15 protein-coding genes are annotated in these 17911 nt (G+C 55.6%); 6 read left to right on the plus strand and 9 right to left on the minus strand.

All coding sequences use genetic code 11. The annotated features are described in order from the left end of the window. Positions 1–5: 5 nt before the first annotated feature. The 3 genes from lgt to rppH all read right to left on the minus strand — a co-directional run bounded on the left by lgt (position 6) and on the right by rppH (position 3864). Positions 6–881, minus strand: a complete 876-nt coding sequence (lgt, locus tag SPH27_RS19235) for a prolipoprotein diacylglyceryl transferase (RefSeq protein ID WP_023309046.1) — start codon at positions 879–881, stop codon at positions 6–8. Positions 882–1074: 193 nt separating this feature from the next. Beyond that, a complete protein-coding gene (gene ptsP / locus SPH27_RS19240; protein WP_023309047.1) occupies positions 1075–3321 on the minus strand; it encodes a phosphoenolpyruvate--protein phosphotransferase in 2247 nt (748 codons plus the stop codon). A gap of 12 nt (positions 3322–3333) precedes the next feature. Then, positions 3334–3864: an RNA pyrophosphohydrolase gene (gene rppH, locus SPH27_RS19245; RefSeq protein ID WP_013098553.1), complete on the minus strand. Its 531-nt coding sequence runs from the start codon at positions 3862–3864 to the stop codon at positions 3334–3336. Between the two features lie 683 nt (positions 3865–4547). Here rppH and mutH point away from each other — a divergent pair. From mutH to SPH27_RS19260, 3 genes are all read left to right on the plus strand, one after another. Further along, entirely contained in the window at positions 4548–5240 is a 693-nt protein-coding gene (gene mutH / locus SPH27_RS19250) for a DNA mismatch repair endonuclease MutH (protein WP_033146444.1), read from the plus strand. 128 nt (positions 5241–5368) lie between these two features. Next, positions 5369–5587: a YgdI/YgdR family lipoprotein gene (locus SPH27_RS19255; RefSeq protein WP_008499668.1), complete on the plus strand. Its 219-nt coding sequence runs from the start codon at positions 5369–5371 to the stop codon at positions 5585–5587. Positions 5588–5718: 131 nt separating this feature from the next. Further along, positions 5719–6759, plus strand: a complete 1041-nt coding sequence (locus SPH27_RS19260) for an NADP(H)-dependent aldo-keto reductase (protein WP_038417288.1) — start codon at positions 5719–5721, stop codon at positions 6757–6759. 93 nt (positions 6760–6852) lie between these two features. Here SPH27_RS19260 and lplT read toward each other — a convergent pair whose 3' ends face one another. Both lplT and aas read right to left on the minus strand, forming a co-directional pair. Next, positions 6853–8046: a lysophospholipid transporter LplT gene (gene lplT, locus SPH27_RS19265; RefSeq protein WP_182071546.1), complete on the minus strand. Its 1194-nt coding sequence runs from the start codon at positions 8044–8046 to the stop codon at positions 6853–6855. Further along, the gene (aas, locus tag SPH27_RS19270; RefSeq protein WP_048979860.1) at positions 8039–10198 is read right to left on the minus strand and encodes a bifunctional acyl-ACP--phospholipid O-acyltransferase/long-chain-fatty-acid--ACP ligase; all 2160 of its coding nucleotides are present in this window, start codon (positions 10196–10198) and stop codon (positions 8039–8041) included. The genes lplT and aas overlap by 8 nt, the downstream gene beginning before the upstream one ends. A 623-nt stretch (positions 10199–10821) precedes the next feature. On the opposite strand from aas, the gene galR reads away from it, so the two are divergent. Further along, positions 10822–11838, plus strand: coding sequence for an HTH-type transcriptional regulator GalR (gene galR / locus SPH27_RS19275; protein ID WP_023309052.1), 1017 nt, complete (start codon positions 10822–10824; stop codon positions 11836–11838). Here the strand turns inward: galR and SPH27_RS19280 are convergent. Continuing rightward, a complete protein-coding gene (locus SPH27_RS19280) occupies positions 11799–12275 on the minus strand; it encodes a GNAT family N-acetyltransferase (protein WP_069303922.1) in 477 nt (158 codons plus the stop codon). The two genes, galR and SPH27_RS19280, sit on opposite strands and share 40 nt — an antisense overlap. A 228-nt stretch (positions 12276–12503) precedes the next feature. Between SPH27_RS19280 and SPH27_RS19285 the strand changes: the two genes are divergently transcribed. Continuing rightward, complete coding sequence (locus SPH27_RS19285) at positions 12504–13541, plus strand: LacI family DNA-binding transcriptional regulator (protein WP_045888659.1); 1038 nt, start codon at positions 12504–12506, stop codon at positions 13539–13541. Here the strand turns inward: SPH27_RS19285 and lysA are convergent. Then, positions 13511–14773 (minus strand): diaminopimelate decarboxylase, encoded by a 1263-nt coding sequence (gene lysA / locus SPH27_RS19290; RefSeq protein WP_033146450.1) that lies wholly within the window; start codon positions 14771–14773, stop codon positions 13511–13513. The genes SPH27_RS19285 and lysA overlap by 31 nt on opposite strands. A 121-nt stretch (positions 14774–14894) precedes the next feature. Here lysA and SPH27_RS19295 point away from each other — a divergent pair, with 121 nt between their 5' ends. Continuing rightward, positions 14895–15821: a LysR family transcriptional regulator gene (locus tag SPH27_RS19295; protein WP_048979858.1), complete on the plus strand. Its 927-nt coding sequence runs from the start codon at positions 14895–14897 to the stop codon at positions 15819–15821. Here the strand turns inward: SPH27_RS19295 and SPH27_RS19300 are convergent. Together SPH27_RS19300 and wzz(fepE) are read right to left on the minus strand one after the other, a co-directional pair. Continuing rightward, complete coding sequence (locus SPH27_RS19300) at positions 15816–16508, minus strand: aspartate/glutamate racemase (protein ID WP_096150338.1); 693 nt, start codon at positions 16506–16508, stop codon at positions 15816–15818. The two genes, SPH27_RS19295 and SPH27_RS19300, sit on opposite strands and share 6 nt — an antisense overlap. 88 nt (positions 16509–16596) lie before the next feature. Further along, entirely contained in the window at positions 16597–17721 is a 1125-nt protein-coding gene (gene wzz(fepE) / locus SPH27_RS19305) for an LPS O-antigen length regulator Wzz(fepE) (RefSeq protein ID WP_045888663.1), read from the minus strand. Positions 17722–17911 lie beyond the last annotated feature (190 nt).

The raw sequence follows: 17911 nt of genomic DNA on the forward strand, positions 1-17911 counted from the left end.
GTTCCTCAAGAAATTTGTTGCTGTGGACGACGACGATACGCCCAAATCATCATAATGGCACCCGCGACAATCATCGGAATGGAGAGGATCTGCCCCATGCTGATGTACTGTACCCATTCGCCGGTAAACTGTGCGTCTGGCTGACGGAAGAACTCGACGATAATACGGAATGCGCCGTAGCCAATCAGGAACAGGCCGGAGACAGCGCCCATCGGACGCGGTTTGCGGATAAACAGGTTGAGGATGATAAACAGCACCACGCCTTCCAGCGCCAGCTCATAAAGCTGAGACATATGGCGCGGCAGAACGCCGTAGGTATCGAAAATGGACTGCCACTCCGGGTGTGATGGCAGCAACGCGATATCTTCTGCGCGAGAGCCCGGGAAGAGCATCGTGTACGGCACGCTCGGGTCGACGCGGCCCCACAGCTCACCGTTGATAAAGTTACCCAGACGGCCAGCGCCCAGCCCAAACGGGATCAGCGGTGCGATAAAATCTGAAACCTGGAAGAAGTTGCGTTTGGTGCGTTTGGCAAAAATCACCATCACCAGGATCACCCCAATCAGGCCGCCGTGGAAGGACATGCCGCCGTCCCACACGCGGAACAGATAGAGCGGATCGTTCAGGAATACCGGGAAGTTATAGAACAGCACATACCCAATACGGCCACCGAGGAACACGCCGAGGAAGCCCGCATAGAGCAGGTTTTCAACTTCGTTTTTCGTCCAGCCGCTGCCTGGACGACTGGCGCGACGGCCAGCGAGCCACATGGCAAAAATGAAGCCCACCAGGTACATCAGACCGTACCAGTGAAGCGAAACAGGTCCTACTGAGAAAATGACCGGATCAAATTCCGGAAAATGCAGATAACCACTGTTCATCTGTCACCACAAGATGTTGTTATTCCGCTGAAAGTGGACAGCGGTAGAAATGCGATTCTGCCGTAAGCAGAGGCTCCAAAGTTGCGAATCATAGCACAAGGCGGGCGCGGAGGATGCGCCAGAGATGTAAAAGATGTGTATAGGGTTTTATGCGCGCTGGAGCCCTCTCCCGGAGGGAGAGGCAGAAAGATGATTAGCGGCCGCCGCGGATCAGGCCGCCCATACCGCGCCGTTCCATAAACGCCGCGACCTGATGACGAACCTCAGCGGCCAGCTGCGCGTCAAGGCTGCGTTCAGCCAGCTCGCGGGCATCGTTGATGTCGATATGCCGCAGCAGGTACTTCACGCGGGCGACAGCGCGACCGTTCATCGACAGATGGCGGTATCCCAGACCAATCAGGATCGCAACGCACATTGAATCCCCGGCCATTTCACCGCACAGGCGTAAATCAATGCCGTACTGTTCCGCTTCACGGGCAATCATCGCTAACGCGCGAATGATCGCCGGATGCAGGCTGTCGTAGATACTGGCGACGCGGGTATTGTTACGGTCGACGGCCAGAATATATTGCGTCAGGTCGTTCGTGCCGACAGAGATAAAATCAACACGGTTTGCCAGCTGCGGCAGCATAAAGACCATAGACGGCACTTCAAGCATCACCCCGATCCGCGGTTTCGGGATCGCATAGCCGATCATCTCTTCCACTTCACGGCCTGCACGTTCGATCAGTCGCCTGGACTCGTCGATCTCATCAATGCTGGTGACCATCGGGAGTAAGATGCTGAGATTGCCCGTCGCCGCGTTGGCGCGCAGCATCGCACGCACCTGGATCAGGAAGATCTCCGGCTGATCGAGCGTAATGCGGATCCCACGCCAGCCCAGGCACGGGTTTTCTTCGCTGATCGGCATATAGGGCAGCTGTTTATCCGCGCCGACATCCAGGGTTCGCAGGGTGACAGGTTTGTCGTTAAACATCTGCAGCATCCCCTGATACTGCGCCACCTGCTCCTCTTCGGAGGGGAAACCGCTCTGCAGCATGAACGGGATTTCAGTACGGTACAGGCCAATACCGTCGATGCGGCTGCCAAGCTTTTCTTCATGCTCAGGGCTTAAACCGGCGTTGAGCATGACTTTGATCCGCTCACCGCTCTTAAGCTGTGCGGGCAGGTTAACGTCATCTTCCGCCAGCTTGCTTAATTCATTCTCTTCGCTTATAAGACGCTGGTATTCCTGGAGCAGAACTGGCTCAGGATCGACCAGCAGCTCACCGCGATAGCCGTCAACTACCAGTGTACGGCGGTGCAGTACCGACGGCTGGATATCCGCCCCCATAACGGTTGGGATACCCAGCGCGCGCACCATAATGGCGGCATGCGAGTTGGCGGCGCCATCGCGCACCACCACACCGGCCAGCCTGTCCTGAGGCAGTTCAGCCAGCGTCGTTGCCGAGAGCTCATCGGCGACCAGAACAAACCGTTTTGGCCAGGCATTCGGCCCCTGAATGGTGTCATCGAGATGGAACAGCAGACGCTGTCCCAGGGCGCGGAGATCGCCAGCCCGTTCTTTCAGGTAACCGTCGGTCAGTGCCGCAAATTGGTCGGCAAATTTTTCGATGACCTTCTTAACCGCCCACTCTGCGACCGAGCCTTTATCCACTTCCGCAAACAGCTCACGACGCAGACGCGCGTCGGAGAGCAGGTGCGAATAGAGGTCGAAGATGGCCGCCGTCTCTTTCTGTGCGCCTGCGGCAAAGCGCTTGCTGTAACGACGAAATTCATTCGCCGCCTCTTCCAGCGCGGCGGTAAGACGCTCTCGCTCAAGCGCTTCATCAAGCGTTGAGGCTTCGTAAACCTGCTCCATCAGTGGCAGCGTGGCGTCCATCCAGCCTTCCGCAATCGCTACGCCTGGTGATGCCGGAAGGGCACGAATGCGCGTATGGCGATACTGACCAAAGAGCGCGGCAAGCTGGGACTGGGAGAGGATCGCCGCCATCTGAGTGGCCAGCGTGACGAGGAAAGACTCTTCGCTTTCATCGTACTGACGTAGCTCGCGCTGCTGGACAACCAGCACGCCAAGCAGCTGGCGACGCTGGATAATCGGCACGCCAAGGAAAGCGCGAAAGCGCTCTTCTTTTACGGAAGGGATGTATTTAAAGCTGGGGTGTTTTTGCGCGTCAGCAAGGTTGATGGGTTCAGCCAGCCGCCCAACCAGGCCCACGATACCTTCATCAAATGCGAGCGTGACGGTGCGTCCACGTGGTTTTTTCAAACCACGGGTCGCCATCAGGTAATAGCAGCGCCGATCGTGGTCGGCCAGATACACCGAACAGACCTCGGTCTCCATCGCAAGACAGATGTCAGTGACCAGAATATTCAGCGCCTCGTTCAGACGCGGAGCACTGGCCACCTTCTCGACTATTTCTCGCAAGCGGGTGAGCATGATTTGCGTAGCTTAACCTCTTTTACGTCGCCAGGCAGGTGCGCTCTGCGGCTTAGGCGGGATCTCCTGAAGCTGCATTACCACACTTGCAAACTCTTTCATCACCCTACGGTAAACATCGCGTTTAAATGACACGACCTGACGAACAGGATACCAATAGCTCACCCAGCGCCAGCCATCGAACTCCGGCGTACTGCTGGTTTGCATATTGATGTCTGAATCGTTGCCCACCAACTGCAACAGAAACCACTTCTGTTTCTGGCCGATACAAACCGGCTTTGTGTCCCAACGCACCAAACGTTTCGGTAACTTGTAACGCAACCAGTTGCGGGTCGAAGCCAGGATGCGAACATCTTTTCGGCTTAAACCGACCTCTTCAAAAAGCTCCCGGTACATCGCTTGTTCTGGGGACTCTCCCGGATTGATCCCGCCTTGAGGGAACTGCCAGGAGTGCTGACCATATCGCCGGGCCCACATTACCTGGCCCTGACGATTACAAATTACTATTCCTACGTTCGGGCGGTAGCCATCGTCATCAATCACCGGACTACCCCAAACTAAACCTTATATATGAATGATTGTTTCACACTACAGGGAGGCGGTAAACCACTCTCTTACAGGGCTGCAACCTAATAACATTTGAATAACTCACAAATAAGTGCTGAGTTATAAACAGATGAGAGGTGGTGAAGGGAATTTTATTCACCTTTTCTGTGGATATAGTTGTGAAGAAGTGTCTGATTACCGATGAACAACCTCAAACGATGCAGTCTCCCCTTTTTCACCTTAATTAGATAATGCAATTATTTTCAAATAGTTAAATGTATTTCCATGAGCACAAAACAGAATATCGTGACGATCGTCACATCAGGGATCGTCGTGCTGATGAAAGATCGAACAGCGTCGGTTTTATCCACAGATTGTGCCAATAAGTTAGTCACAATTTGTTTGAAAATTCGATTTTCATCGCACGTCAAGGCTGTAAATTGAAACAGTAGTCAGGGTTATGCCCAGTTATCCCATTTTTCTGTGGATAACATGGTGTAAGATCCTGTTCATTGTCAGTGACCAGATTTGAACAACCGGTTTTCTGAGTCTGGCAAAACGATTTCAAACCAATAAAAAAACATATAAATCATAGACATGGAATATTGGTACAGAAATAGTTAAACTCTATCCACAGGGGACAATTTCTTCGTTTATTTTTTAATCAAAAGGTTACCTTCATGCATCCGCTTACACCCTTGCTCTCACCGCCATCCAGCGAAGGTCAGTTGCTACAGCAGGCACGGCGTCTTGCAGGCTTTTCGCTTGGCGAGCTGGCGGCAATGGCAGGGCTTCAGATCCCGAAGGATCTGAAACGGGATAAAGGCTGGATCGGCATGCTGCTTGAGCTGTGGCTGGGTGCCAGCGCAGGAAGCAAACCCGAGCAGGATTTTGCAGCGCTTGGCGTGGAGTTAAAAACCATCCCTATAGACAGCCAGGGCAAGCCCCTTGAGACCACCTTCGTCTGCGTTGCGCCACTAACCGGCAACACCGGCGTGACGTGGGAAACCAGCCACGTTCGCCACAAGCTGAAGCGCGTGTTGTGGGTACCGGTCGAAGGTGAACGTCAGATCCCCCTGGCTGACCGTCGCGTTGGCGCGCCGCTGCTCTGGAGCCCGAACGACGATGAGGAGCAACAGCTGCGTCTGGACTGGGAGGAGCTGATGGACATGATTGTGCTTGGGCAGGTAGAGCGCATCACCGCCCGACACGGAGAAGTTTTACAATTGCGCCCGAAAGCGGCCAACAGCAAAGCGCTTACCGAGGCAATCGGCGCGAAGGGTGAGCCGATACTGACGTTACCGCGCGGTTTTTATCTCAAAAAGAATTTCACCGGCGCACTCCTTGCCCGTCATTTCCTGTTAAAAACATAGTTTTTTACTTATTTTGCGAGCTCTCAAACATAATCGACTGCTTTTTAAGATTTTACCGCTTCCTCAAGTCGCCATATCGGGTTAATACTAGATTATGATTTGATACGCGCCAGATGAGGACGATAACGATGAAAAAATGGGCAGTGTTAGTTTCAGCAGTCGGTTTAGCGTTTGCCGTATCGGGCTGTAGCAGCGATTACGTCATGGCGACAAAAGATGGTCGAATGATCCTGACCGACGGCAAACCCGAAGTCGACGATGATACCGGTCTGGTCAGCTACCGCGACCAGGAAGGCAATAAAATGCAGATCAATCGCGACGAAGTATCGCAAATTATCGAGCGATAAACAGATAAAGGTCAGTCGCTTGCTGGCCTTTTTGATTTTTTTCTTCCCCTTTTGCTTCCCCTCTGCCATGTTTATATTCCTTTGTCGGGCACGCCCTGACGCGGTCTATAAGTCTACTGAGGAAGCCGGCTATGCATTATCACCGTATCCCCCACAGCGCTCTGGAAATTAGCCAACTGGGGTTGGGCACGATGACATTTGGTGAACAAAACAGCGAAGCCGATGCCCATGCACAACTCGATTACGCCGTCAGCCAGGGGATTAACCTGATTGATGTTGCAGAGATGTACCCTGTTCCGCCACGTCCGGAAACGCAGGGACTTACCGAAACCTACGTCGGTAACTGGCTGGCAAAACATGGCAACCGTGAAAAGCTGGTGATTGCCTCAAAAGTCAGTGGCCCCGCGCGCAACAACGATACCGGGATCCGCCCGAATCAGATCCTCGATCGCAAGAATATCCGCGCCGCACTGGACGCCAGCCTGAAGCGCCTGCAAACCGACTACCTCGACCTGTATCAGGTGCACTGGCCGCAGCGCCCAACCAACTGCTTTGGTAAGCTCGGCTACAGCTGGAATGAGAGCGCCCCCGCCGTAACGCTGCTGGAAACGCTGGAAGCGCTGACCGAGTGCCAGCGCGCGGGAAAAATCCGCTACATTGGCGTCTCTAACGAAACGGCCTTTGGCGTAATGCGCTATCTGCATCTGGCGGATAAACACGATCTGCCGCGTATCGTTACCATCCAGAATCCGTACAGCCTGCTTAACCGTAGCTATGAAGTGGGTCTGGCCGAAGTGACGCAATATGAAGAAGTGGAACTGCTCGCCTATTCCTGTCTCGGCTTTGGTACGCTGACGGGGAAATACCTGAACGGTGCGAAACCGGCCGGGGCGAGAAATACCCTCTTTAGCCGCTTTACCCGCTACAGCGGCGAGCAGACGCAGAAAGCCGTTGCAGCCTATGTGGATATCGCAAAGCGTCACGGTCTTGACCCTGCACAGATGGCTCTGGCCTTCGTGCGTCGTCAGCCGTTTGTTGCCAGCACCCTGCTGGGCGCAACCACGATGGAACAGTTGAAAACCAATATTGAGAGCTTCCATCTGAACCTGAGTGAAGAGGTGTTAGCGGAGATTGAAGCGGTGCATCAGGTTTATACGTATCCTGCGCCGTAATAAAAGCAAAACGGCAACGCAGGTTGCCGTTTTTAGGGTTTACTCCCTCTCCCTGTGGGAGAGGGCCGGGGTGAGGGCATCAGGCCGCACTTATCAGCGCCGACGTTGCCAGACCCACAATCCCGCAATCGCCAGCGCAAACAGCCCACCAAACCCGACGCCAATCCCCACCACCGGCACACCCACTTTTACCGCCAGCGAGTAGAGCCCCAGCATTAACAGCATCGCCAGGTTTTCACCCAGGTTTTGTACCGCGATGGCATTCCCCGCCCCGACGGTCTGTTTGCCACGTTCCTGCAGTAACGCGTTCAGCGGCACCACGAAGAAACCGCCCAGAATACCAATCAGGATGAGGAGGGCATAGGCAGGCAATAATGCATGTTGCAGCGAGAAAACAAGCACCACAACGCCAATCAGGATCCCTGCGGGCATGCAGCGTGCTACCGTCTCGAGCGTCACCAGCTTCGCCGCCGCACCGGCCCCCACCACAATGCCGATGGCCACCATCGCATTCAGATAGGTCGGCGTCGCGTTGTCGGTAATCCCCAGAGCTACCGGCACCCACAGCACCAGCAGGAAGCGCAGCGTGACGCCCGCGCCCCAGAACATGCTGGTTCCCATCAGGGAAAAACGCGTTTCTCCGTTACGCCACAGCACGCGACAGGCGGTAAAGAAACTGCCGGTCATTGGTTTAAAGCGCCAGGATTGCCCCGGGCGAGCCACCGGCAGTTTGGGAATAAACAGGTTCGCCACAACCGCCCCGCCATACACCACCGCGCAGATGCCCAGTGCCGCCAGGACATGCCAGTCGGCCAGTACGCCGCCCGCGACGGATCCGAGCAGGATTGCGGCAATGGTTGACGACTCCATCAGGCCGTTGGCTTTCACCAGCTTATCGCCCGTGGTCAGCTCTCCGAGAATGCCATACTTCGCCGGGGAGTAAGCGGCAGCGCCAATGCCCACCAGCGTGTAGCCAATAAACGGATTGAAGCCAAAGCAAATGCTGGCGGCACCCAGCAGCTTGAGGCCGTTGGCAAACATCATCACCCGGCCTTTCGGGAAACTGTCCGCCACCTGCCCGACGAACGGAGCAAAGATAATGTAAGCGCCCACAAACACCATCTGCAGGATCGGCTGGCTCCAGTCGGGGTAAAACTCGGCCTTCAGCAGCGCCAGCGTGGCAAACAGCAGCGCGTTATCACCGAACGCAGAGAGAAACTGCGCGGCGATGACGGCCATCATGCCTTTCGACCTGAGTGATGTGTTAGTGTGTACTGACTCACGCATTTTGCTGTTCCGCCTCTTCAACCATGCCTTTCAGGGTCACGAAATCGGGCTTCCCGCTACCCAGCACCGGGAGCTGCTTCAGGTAGCGAATATCGCGCGGCACTGCCAGTTCAGGAATACCGTGTTCACGCGCATAGCTCAGTAACCTGTCGCGCTTAAGCTCAGCGTCGGTCGTAAACAGCACCAGCGCCTCGCCTTTGCTGGCATCGCTCTTCACCACCGTCGCATGCATCTTATCCGCGGACACGGCCGTCGCCAGTTGCTCAACCATTTCCAGCGAGACCATTTCACCGGCGATTTTGGCGAAGCGCTTCGCACGTCCCTGAATCTGTACAAAGCCTTGTTCATCAAAACGGACAATATCACCGGTGTCGTACCAGCCGGTTTCAACCTCGCCGTTGACGTTTTCAGCCGTCGGCACCTCAAGCACGCCTGGGTTTTCCACGCGCAGATAACCGTTCATCACGTTTGGCCCTTTCAGCTGCAGACGGCCACCGTCTTCAATGCCCGGCACGGCCAGCAGACGCGCGTCCATCCCCGGCAGAATTCGGCCCACCGTACCCGGCTTCGCCGCCATCGGAACGTTAATCGAGACCACGGGAGCACACTCGGTAACGCCATAGCCTTCGAGAATGCGCAGGCCAAACTTGTCCTGCCAGATCTGACGCGTGCTCTCCTGCAGTTTTTCCGCACCGGCCACCACATACCGCACGCGATAGAAGTCATACGGATTGGCGAAGCGCGCGTAGTTGCCGAGGAACGTTGAAGTGCCGAACAGGACGGTGCAGTTACGGTCATACACCAGCTCCGGCACAATGCGATAATGCAGCGGACTTGGGTAGAGGAACACTTCTGCGCCGGTCAGCAGCGGCGTAAACAGCCCCACCGTCAGGCCAAAGGAGTGGAACAGCGGCAGCGCCGACATAAAACGGTCATTCGCGGTAAAGTCGGCAATGCTTTTGATCTGCTCAACGTTCGCCAGAATGCTCTTGTGGCTGTGGACAACGCCTTTCGGGTTGCCCTCCGAACCCGACGTGAAGAGGATAATCGCGTCATCTTCCGGCTGCTGTTTGACCTGCGCCAGACGCGGCATCATCAGGTGAGCAAAAATCCACAGCTTGTCGCCGGTGGTTACGTCCGCTTTCAGATCCTCCAGGAAGACCCAGCGCACCTGGGTGAGCTGCTCGGGAAGATGCCAGAGCTTGCCTTTGTCCAGGAACTGACGAGAGGTAAAGACGGTATTAATCTGGGCAGCGGTGATGGCGCTGGTCAGTCCTTTCACCCCCGCCGTGTAGTTCATCATTGCCGGGATGCGCCCCCGGGAAACCGCACCAAAAATCACCGCCGCGCTGATGCCCGCGTTAGGCAGCATCAGGCCAATCTTTTCGCCCTTTTTGCTGTACTTCTCCAGAATGCGGCCCACAAACAGGGTCTTGGTCAGCAGCTTGCGATAGGTATCCGGGGTAAAGTTGATGTCTTCGATGCAGTTTTTCTTCGCGCCATAGCGGTGCTGCGCGGAAAGCAGGGACTCGTACAGCGTTTCGCGCGGGCGCACGGCCATGCGCGCTTCCATCATAATCTGGTGCAGCATTTCCCCGGCGATTTTACGGCGATCGCGGGCACGCGGCGCGTCCGGCATCGGTAACGACGTGGGCGGCAGAATATGCAGCGTGATTTTTGGGAACAGACGCTGCTTCACCAGCCCCTTCAGGCGGCTGAAATGGGTCAGTTCTGCGCCTTCAATGCGCAGCGGCACCACGGTCGCTTTTGATTTCGCGGCAACAAACCCCGCCCCGTCGTAGATTTTCATCAGCGAACCGGTCACTGAAATACGCCCTTCCGGGAAAATAACCACCGGACGCCCCTGCTCAACCAGACGCACCAGATGCTTAATCATCATCGGCTTTGTCGGGTCAAGCGGTACAAAATCAATCAGCGGCGTGAGCCAGCGCATGTACCACTGCTGGCTGATAGAGGTATAGACCGCAAAGACCGGGCGCACGGGTAAAAATAGCGCCAGCAGAATGCCGTCTATAAAGGAAACATGATTTGGTGTGATAAGAACGCGTTCACCGCGAAGCGCCTGGGCATCGCCAGTGACGCGGATGCGAAAAAGAATACGGAACAGTGTACGGAAGAACCCAAATAGCATCTCAACTCCCTTTGCCGGCCAGTGTGGAGGGTTGATAGTAAATGGTGGCAGATTACACGAGAAGTGATACGGGAGCGACAGCAAAAGTGGAGGCGAAAAAAAACCTGCGCATCCGCGCAGGTTGGTGCAAGAGATGAGTACGAAACCGTACTAAGAATTCTCACCAATCAATACCTCTGGGATCTTGATTGTGGCCGTTCGTCCTGCGCTTCGCCAGCAGGAAAACGCAAGGGAATGAGCCTAAGTGCAACCAGGTGTGAATATTCTCTGTTGCTGTTACAGATTGAACTATCAGGCAAAAAAAACCTGCGTAAAAACGCAGGTTGGTGTAAAGCGTGTTAATCAACCGGAGTTGATTCCACCTATCAATACCTCTGGGACTTTGACTGTATCAACCTCTTTGACCACCTCGCCATTGGCCAATCGCAACAGCCTGACGCAAAGTGTAACCAAAGGTTCAGATTGACATTCTTCAGACACGACTGCGCGTGTAACGATTACACTACCAGGGTTGTCCTGCGTCACGTTTGTGGAGCGAGGAAATCCGCTCCCCTTGAATGCGTGCCGCTTTTCCGCAACACTATTTGGTGTGTAAACGCTTACCCCCAATAAGAAGGTAATGAATGGCGACAATAAAGGATGTGGCCCGTCTGGCAGGTGTGTCGGTGGCAACCGTCTCTCGTGTGATTAACGACTCCCCAAAAGCCAGTGACGCATCGCGCCAGGCGGTACAAACCGCCATGGAATCCCTGAATTATCATCCCAATGCTAATGCCCGCGCGCTTGCCCAGCAGTCCACCGAAACCATTGGGCTGGTAGTGGGTGATGTTTCCGACCCCTTTTTCGGCGCCATGGTGAAAGCGGTTGAACAGGTCTCTTATCAGACAGGCAATTTTTTGCTGATCGGCAATGGCTATCATAATGAGCAAAAAGAACGCCAGGCCATCGAGCAGCTGATCCGCCACCGCTGCGCGGCGCTGGTAGTTCACGCCAAAATGATCCCGGATGCCGAACTGATTCACCTGATGAAGCAGATGCCCGGAATGGTGATCATCAACCGCATTATTCCCGGGTTTGAAAAACGCTGTGTGGCCCTAGACGACCGCTACGGCGCCTGGCTTGCGACCCGTCATCTGATTCAACAGGGCCATACCCGAATTGGCTATCTCTGTTCCAATCACCCGATTTCTGATGCGGAAGACCGCCTGCAGGGCTACTACGACGCCCTGCGCGAAAACGGCCTGCCGTGTAATGACCGTCTGGTGGCCTACGGTGAACCGGATGAGAGCGGCGGTGAACAGGCCATGACCGAGCTGCTGGGTCGCGGACGAAATTTCACGGCGGTTGCCAGCTATAACGACTCGATGGCCGCAGGGGCAATGGGGGTGCTGAATGACAACGGGATTGAGGTACCGGCAGAAATTTCGCTGATTGGCTTCGATGACGTGCTGGTCTCTCGCTACGTGCGCCCGCGTCTGACCACCGTGCGCTACCCGATTATCACCATGGCAACGCAGGCCGCCGAGCTGGCGCTAGCGCTGGCTGAACAGCGCCAGCCGCCGGATATTACGCATCTGTTTAGCCCGACGCTGGTTCGCCGTCACTCCGTTGCTTCACCTGCGGAAGCGCAGAGCGAATAACGATAGAGGTGAACCCGCGTGTTGGGGTATTCCAGCCCATCACCGATATACTGCCAGCCGTAACGTTCGTAGAAGTCGCGGCAGGCAGACCAGAGGTGCAGTTCTTCATATCCCGCCTGCGCGGCCCAGGTAATAACGTGCTGCTGTAGCTTTCCTGCCAGCCCCTTGCCTCGCGCCGCGTCGTCAACGTAGAGCGCCGCCAGCCACGGAAAGAGATCCTGACGGGTGATCAAATCGCAGCGCCAGAGCCCTACCGTACCAACAAGCTGTTCGTCTTCTACGGCGATAAAGGTCAGCGGTAATGCTCCCGGCGTCTGGCTGTGCTCAACAATGCTGTGGAAAAATTCCCGAGAAAGCCCTTCGCCAAAGGCCTGCCAGAGCCAGTCGGTGACCTGCTCCGCATAGTGCGGTGCCTGGTAAAGCGGGAGGATGGCTATCTTTTTCACGTTTCACCTGCGTTTTCTCATGTTTTGCTGGCCTGTCGCCCCAGCTCGGTTCGGCGATTATTTTACCAGAGTCAGACTATTTAGTTTTACTTCACGCAGGCCAGACGAATCGTGACCAAAAAGCGTGATCGTGGCAGAAGTTTTGCGCTTCCCGCATCGCTTATACGCCGTGAGGTCTGTGTTAAACTGCAAATCATTACGTGGAAGCAGGAATGTAGAATGGCAACAATGCTGGATGTCTCACTGCGTGCGGGCGTGTCGAAGGCTACCGTCTCGCGCGTGCTGAACGGCACAGGTCAGGTTAAAGAGAGTACGCGTCAGCAGGTCTTTGCTGCGATGGAAGAGCTGGGCTATCGCCCGAACTTTCTCGCGCGTTCACTGGCTAACCAGACCAGCAACAGCATTGGTCTGGTCGTCTCGACCTTCGACGGCTTTTACTTTGGTCGTCTTCTCCAGCAGGCGTCGCGGCAGACGGAAACTCACGGGAAACAGCTGATCGTTACCGACGGTCACGATGCGCCGGAACAGGAAGAACAGGCGGTGCAGATGCTGGCCGATCGCCAGTGCGATGCCATCGTGCTTTACACGCGCTACATGAGCGAAAAAGCGATCGTCAAACTGATGAACACCGTGAAAACGCCGCTGGTGGTCATTAACCGTGAAGTGAGCCAGGCGCCGGATCGCTGCGTGTTTTTCGAACAGCAGGATGCCGCATTTAAGGCCGTGGATTACCTGATCGCCCAGGGCCATCGGGAGATCGCCTGTATCACCGTTCCGATCCACACCCCCACGGGTAAAGCGCGACTGATGGGCTACCGTAAGGCGCTGGAAAAGCACGGCATTCGTCTGGACGAACGTCGGATAAAGTACGGCGATGCGGGAATGACGCGGGGATACGAGCTGTGCAAGGAGTTGATTGCCGACGGAGTGCCGTTTAGCGCCCTGTTTGCCTGTAACGACGATATGGCCCTGGGTGCATCCAAAGCGTTACACCAGGCGGGGCTTAAAATTCCGCATGATATTTCACTGTTCGGCTTTGACGATGCCCCAAGCGCGAAATGGCTGGAGCCTGCGCTCTCATCGGTTTATCTGCCCATCGACAATATGATTGTCACGGCCATCGATCAGGCGATCCGGCTGGCAAAAAACCAGCCGGTCGATGCTATCCCGCCGTTTACCGGCACGCTGGTGTTACGCGATTCGGTCACAACGGGGCCGTACTTTCATCAGATGAGTTCTAAAGCCAGCAGTTCCTGAATGGTCTGGCGACGACGGATCAGCCGTGCCTTGCCGTTATCAAACAGCACTTCCGGCAGCAGCGGGCGGCTGTTGTAGTTAGATGACATCGACGCCCCGTAGGCACCGGTATCATGCAGCACAAGATAATCACCCGGTTTGACCTCTGGCAGCGCGCGGGTCTCCACTTTGCCGCCTTCCTGCTGGGTAAACACGTCACCCGATTCGCACAGCGGCCCCGCAACGACCGTCTCAACGCGCGGCGCCTGCGTTAAATCACGGCCGTCGGCAGCCAGGGCGGTAATGTGGTGATAGCTGCCGTACATGGACGGACGCATCAGATCGTTAAAGCCTGCATCAATCAAGACGAAGTGGCGAGACCCCATATCTTTGACGCTGCGCACCTGCGAAACCAGCACGCCGGCTTCCGCCACCAGGAAACGACCCGGCTCAATTTCCAGCTTCACCGCGTGACCAAGATGCGCGGCGATTTGGTCGCGCGCGGCGCTCCACAGACCGTAATAGTGATCGGTATCGATCGCCTCTTCGCCTTCGCGATAAGGAATGGAGAGGCCGCCACCGGCGGAGATCGCCTCCAGATCCTGACCGAAGTCGACAACCTGGCGCACCATCGCACCGCACACCTGCTCCAGGTGGCCGTAATCGACGCCAGAGCCAATGTGCATATGAATCCCCACCAGCTTCAGGCCATAGCGCTGTAATACCTCCAGCGCGGCAGGCATATCGGCATACCAGATCCCGTGCTTGCTGTTTTCACCGCCGGTATTGGTTTTTTGGCTGTGACCATGACCAAAGCCTGGATTCACGCGCAGCCAGACGCGATGGCCGGGAGAAACCTGGCCCAGCTGCTCCAGCATATCTACAGAACCGGCATTCACCGGGATCTGCAGTTCGTGGACGCGCGCAAGCGTCGCATCGTCGATCACATCGGCGGTGAAGACGATCGCGTCGCCGTCGGCTTTCGGATCGAATCCGGCCGCCAGCGCGCGCTCGATTTCGCCAAGCGAGACGGAGTCGACCTTCACGCCCTGCTCACGCATCAGGCGCAGAATATGAATATTCGAGCACGCCTTCTGGGCAAAACGCACCACGTCAAACTGATGCAGGGCGGCGATCTTCTCGCGAACGATCTGCGCGTCGTAGACCCACACCGGGCAGCCAAACTCGGCAGGCAGGCGCAGCAGGTTGTCGGCGTTCAAATCGGTCTCAGTCTGGTTCAGCGGGCGTGGCATGGTCTTCTCCGGGTAAATGCGTTTTGAAGATTACGCCACAGCGCGAAGAGAATAAAAAATATCGTTTTATCGCGAGTCTATGCAAAAATGATATGGACAGTTATCTGCTTTCAGGTGCCCTATGCCCGCCGTCAATTTACGCCACATCGAGATTTTTCACGCCGTGATGACCACCGGCAATCTCACCGAAGCCGCACAGATGCTGCATACCTCACAGCCGACGGTGAGCCGCGAGCTGGCGCGCTTCGAGAAAGTGCTGGGGCTGAAGCTGTTCGAGCGTACCCGGGGCAGGCTTCACCCGACGGTGCAGGGGTTGCGCCTGTTCGAGGAAGTCCAGCGCTCCTGGTACGGACTGGACAGAATAGTGAGTGCAGCGGAAAGCCTGCGCGAGTTTCGCCAGGGCGAGCTGTCGATCGTCTGTCTGCCCGTCTTTTCGCAATCCTTTTTGCCGATGCTGTTGCAGCCCTTTCTGGCCCGATACCCGGAGGTCAGCCTCACTATCGTGCCTCAGGAATCCCCTCTGCTTGAAGAGTGGCTTTCGGCCCAGCGCCATGATTTAGGGCTAACCGAAACCCTTTCCACGCCAGCGGGAACGGCACGCACGGAGCTGATCTCGTTAGATGAAGTGTGCGTTCTGCCCGCAGGACATCGGCTTGCCGGTAAGGCAGTGCTCACGCCGGAGGATTTCCACGGGGAAAACTACATTAGCCTTTCGCAGACAGACAGTTACAGACAGCTGCTGGATACGCTGTTTGCCGAGCATCAGATCAAACGGCGAATGGTGGTGGAAACGCACAGTGCGGCTTCGATTTGCGCGATGGTGCGTGCGGGCGTCGGCGTCGCGGTGGTGAATCCGCTCACGGCGCTGGACTATGCCGGAAGCGGGATCGTCATCCGCCGCTTTAGCGTGTCCGTCCCGTTCACCGTGAGCCTGATCCGCCCGCTGCACCGTCCGGCTTCCGCGCTGGTGGACGCTTTCACCGAACACTTAATGGAGCACGCGCGTCAGGTGGCGCTTCGTTTACCTGACCTGCAAAACCCCTTATGACAGCATAAACGCCACGGCATCTGCCGCGTGAATGGCGGTGGTATCAAATACCGGGACGGGGCTTCGATCGGCCGGCACCAGCAGGCCAATCTCGGTGCAGCCGAAGATCACCCCTTCAGCCCCCTGCTGCGCCAGCTTTTCAATCACGCTGACGTAATACGCCCGGGAAGATTCGCTGAAGGTGCCAAGGCAGAGCTCGTCAAAGATAATCTGATTGATGCGCGCCCGATCGTCTTCATCCGGGATCAGGCTCTCGATCCCAAATTCACTGTGCAAACGCCCGCGATAGAAATCCTGTTCCATAGTGTAGCGTGTGCCCAAAAGCGCTACGCGGCGCATACCGGATGCGGCAATCGCACGACCGGTCGCGTCCGCGATATGCAAAAACGGCAGCGAGCAGCGGTCCTCAATATGCGACGCCACTTTGTGCATGGTATTGGTACAAAGCACGATACCCTCGGCGCCGGCACGCTCCAGTCCCAGCGCCGCCTGGGCCAGGATCTCTCCGGCTTTATCCCACTCCCCGCTCGACTGGCAGGCTTCGATTTCATGGAAATCAACGCTGTGCAGCAGCAGGCTTGCGGAGTGCAGACCACCCAGACGCTGCTTTACCCCTTCATTAATCAGGCGGTAATAAGGGATTGTCGATTCCCAGCTCATTCCACCTAACAGGCCGATCGTTTTCATCATCCCTCCTTTTCTTTGTTTCTTTTTTAACACAACCGAAGTACATAAAAAAAGGCGCTGTATTCAGCGCCTTTTTAAACTGCAGAGCTTATTTCGCCACCGGCTCTGGCGGCGAAGTACGGGTGAGCATCGCCTCGCGCAGTAAAACGCTACCGCAGGCAAACATCCCCCCCAGAAGCGCCGCTAGAACGACAATCAGCGCCTTGCCCGGGCCATCCTTTTTCACCGGCATGGAGGGAGAAAGCTGGTATCTGAATGGCTCAAGTTTAACATCGGCAAAGGAGAGCTTTTTCAGCTGTGCGAGGTAGTATTCCCTGTTCTGGAAATCCGCATTCAGCTCGGTCACGTCCTTCAAATTTTTTTCAATCTGCAGCTTTTGCGCGATACCGTCAGCACCGAGCGCAACGGAGTAATCCGGGTCATCTTTTACGGCCTGCCCGTTGCTGTAAACCGGCCTCTTGATGCCTGCGGCATTTGCCACTTCCAGCGAATAATTCAGTCGCTGCAGGTTGGTATTGTGAATATTGGTCAGACGAACTCGATCCAGTTCCAGCTGCTGCTCAACGACGTTCGTTTTTAGGGCGATCAGGTTGCGGATATTCTGCACCGTCTCTTTTTCTACAATAGCCGCGATATAATCAATATACCCCGCCAGGACGGCTTGCGCATCGTCAGCTGTCGGCGCAGTAAAGCTCAATGTCCAGGAAACATAAGGCGTTTTATCCGCCTCTTTTCCCTGAGCGTTATTCACCGCTTTCATTCGATCTGAAATGTTGACTATCGCGCGATGCAGCTCAAGCGGATCCACCGTGGTGCCTTGCAGCTTCGATGTTACGTAAGGAGAGGTTGTCATATACTCTTCGAGCAATGACTGAGACTGGAACTTTTTAATAAACAGGTCAAAAATTTGCGGACGGGTAATCTTCACGTCCACATCAAGCACCTGTAACGCCACCATCATCTGGCGCAGTGGGTTCCACTGCAGCTGTTCTGCCGGGGTGATCACCGCTTTACTGGTCCATTTCTGCGGCAGTAAAAATGAAACGGCCAGCCCCACCAGCGCGAAAGTAAAGATAATGGCGGCGATACGTTTTTTCGCCGCCAGAAGGACCTCAAACAATCCCAGAAGATCTATCTCTTTTGCGCTTACAGCCGGGGCGGCAAAACGGGGAAAGTCGAGGTCCGTGCTTTTTCTTAAATCCATTTCTGACATAGTGATTCTTCTTTTTCCGGCTGCAACGCGTCTTTGCTCAATTGATAGCGGTGGCCCGACAATTCAACAATCTAAGAAAAATCCTAATGCCAGTTCCCTCTCTGTATCTACTCCCTACCAGAGTTAGTAGTGATCTTAGTCACATTATTATTGTGGCTAAGCCACCTTTTTCTTTTCCCGTTACGGCATA

The organism is Enterobacter sp. A103 (genome assembly GCF_034427535.1).
Lineage (GTDB): Bacteria > Pseudomonadota > Gammaproteobacteria > Enterobacterales > Enterobacteriaceae > Enterobacter > Enterobacter asburiae_B.

Bases quoted from the DNA above. Each gene is read 5' to 3' on its own strand.
- lgt (WP_023309046.1), bottom strand. From the start codon at position 881: ATGAACAGTGGTTATCTGCATTTTCCGGAATTTGATCCGGTCATTTTC.
- ptsP (WP_023309047.1), bottom strand. From the start codon at position 3,321: ATGCTCACCCGCTTGCGAGAAATAGTCGAGAAGGTGGCCAGTGCTCCG.
- mutH (WP_033146444.1), top strand. From the start codon at position 4,548: ATGCATCCGCTTACACCCTTGCTCTCACCGCCATCCAGCGAAGGTCAG.
- SPH27_RS19255 (WP_008499668.1), top strand. From the start codon at position 5,369: ATGAAAAAATGGGCAGTGTTAGTTTCAGCAGTCGGTTTAGCGTTTGCC.
- SPH27_RS19260 (WP_038417288.1), top strand. From the start codon at position 5,719: ATGCATTATCACCGTATCCCCCACAGCGCTCTGGAAATTAGCCAACTG.
- lplT (WP_182071546.1), bottom strand. From the start codon at position 8,046: ATGCGTGAGTCAGTACACACTAACACATCACTCAGGTCGAAAGGCATG.
- aas (WP_048979860.1), bottom strand. From the start codon at position 10,198: ATGCTATTTGGGTTCTTCCGTACACTGTTCCGTATTCTTTTTCGCATC.
- galR (WP_023309052.1), top strand. From the start codon at position 10,822: ATGGCGACAATAAAGGATGTGGCCCGTCTGGCAGGTGTGTCGGTGGCA.
- SPH27_RS19285 (WP_045888659.1), top strand. From the start codon at position 12,504: ATGGCAACAATGCTGGATGTCTCACTGCGTGCGGGCGTGTCGAAGGCT.
- lysA (WP_033146450.1), bottom strand. From the start codon at position 14,773: ATGCCACGCCCGCTGAACCAGACTGAGACCGATTTGAACGCCGACAAC.
- SPH27_RS19295 (WP_048979858.1), top strand. From the start codon at position 14,895: ATGCCCGCCGTCAATTTACGCCACATCGAGATTTTTCACGCCGTGATG.
- SPH27_RS19300 (WP_096150338.1), bottom strand. From the start codon at position 16,508: ATGAAAACGATCGGCCTGTTAGGTGGAATGAGCTGGGAATCGACAATC.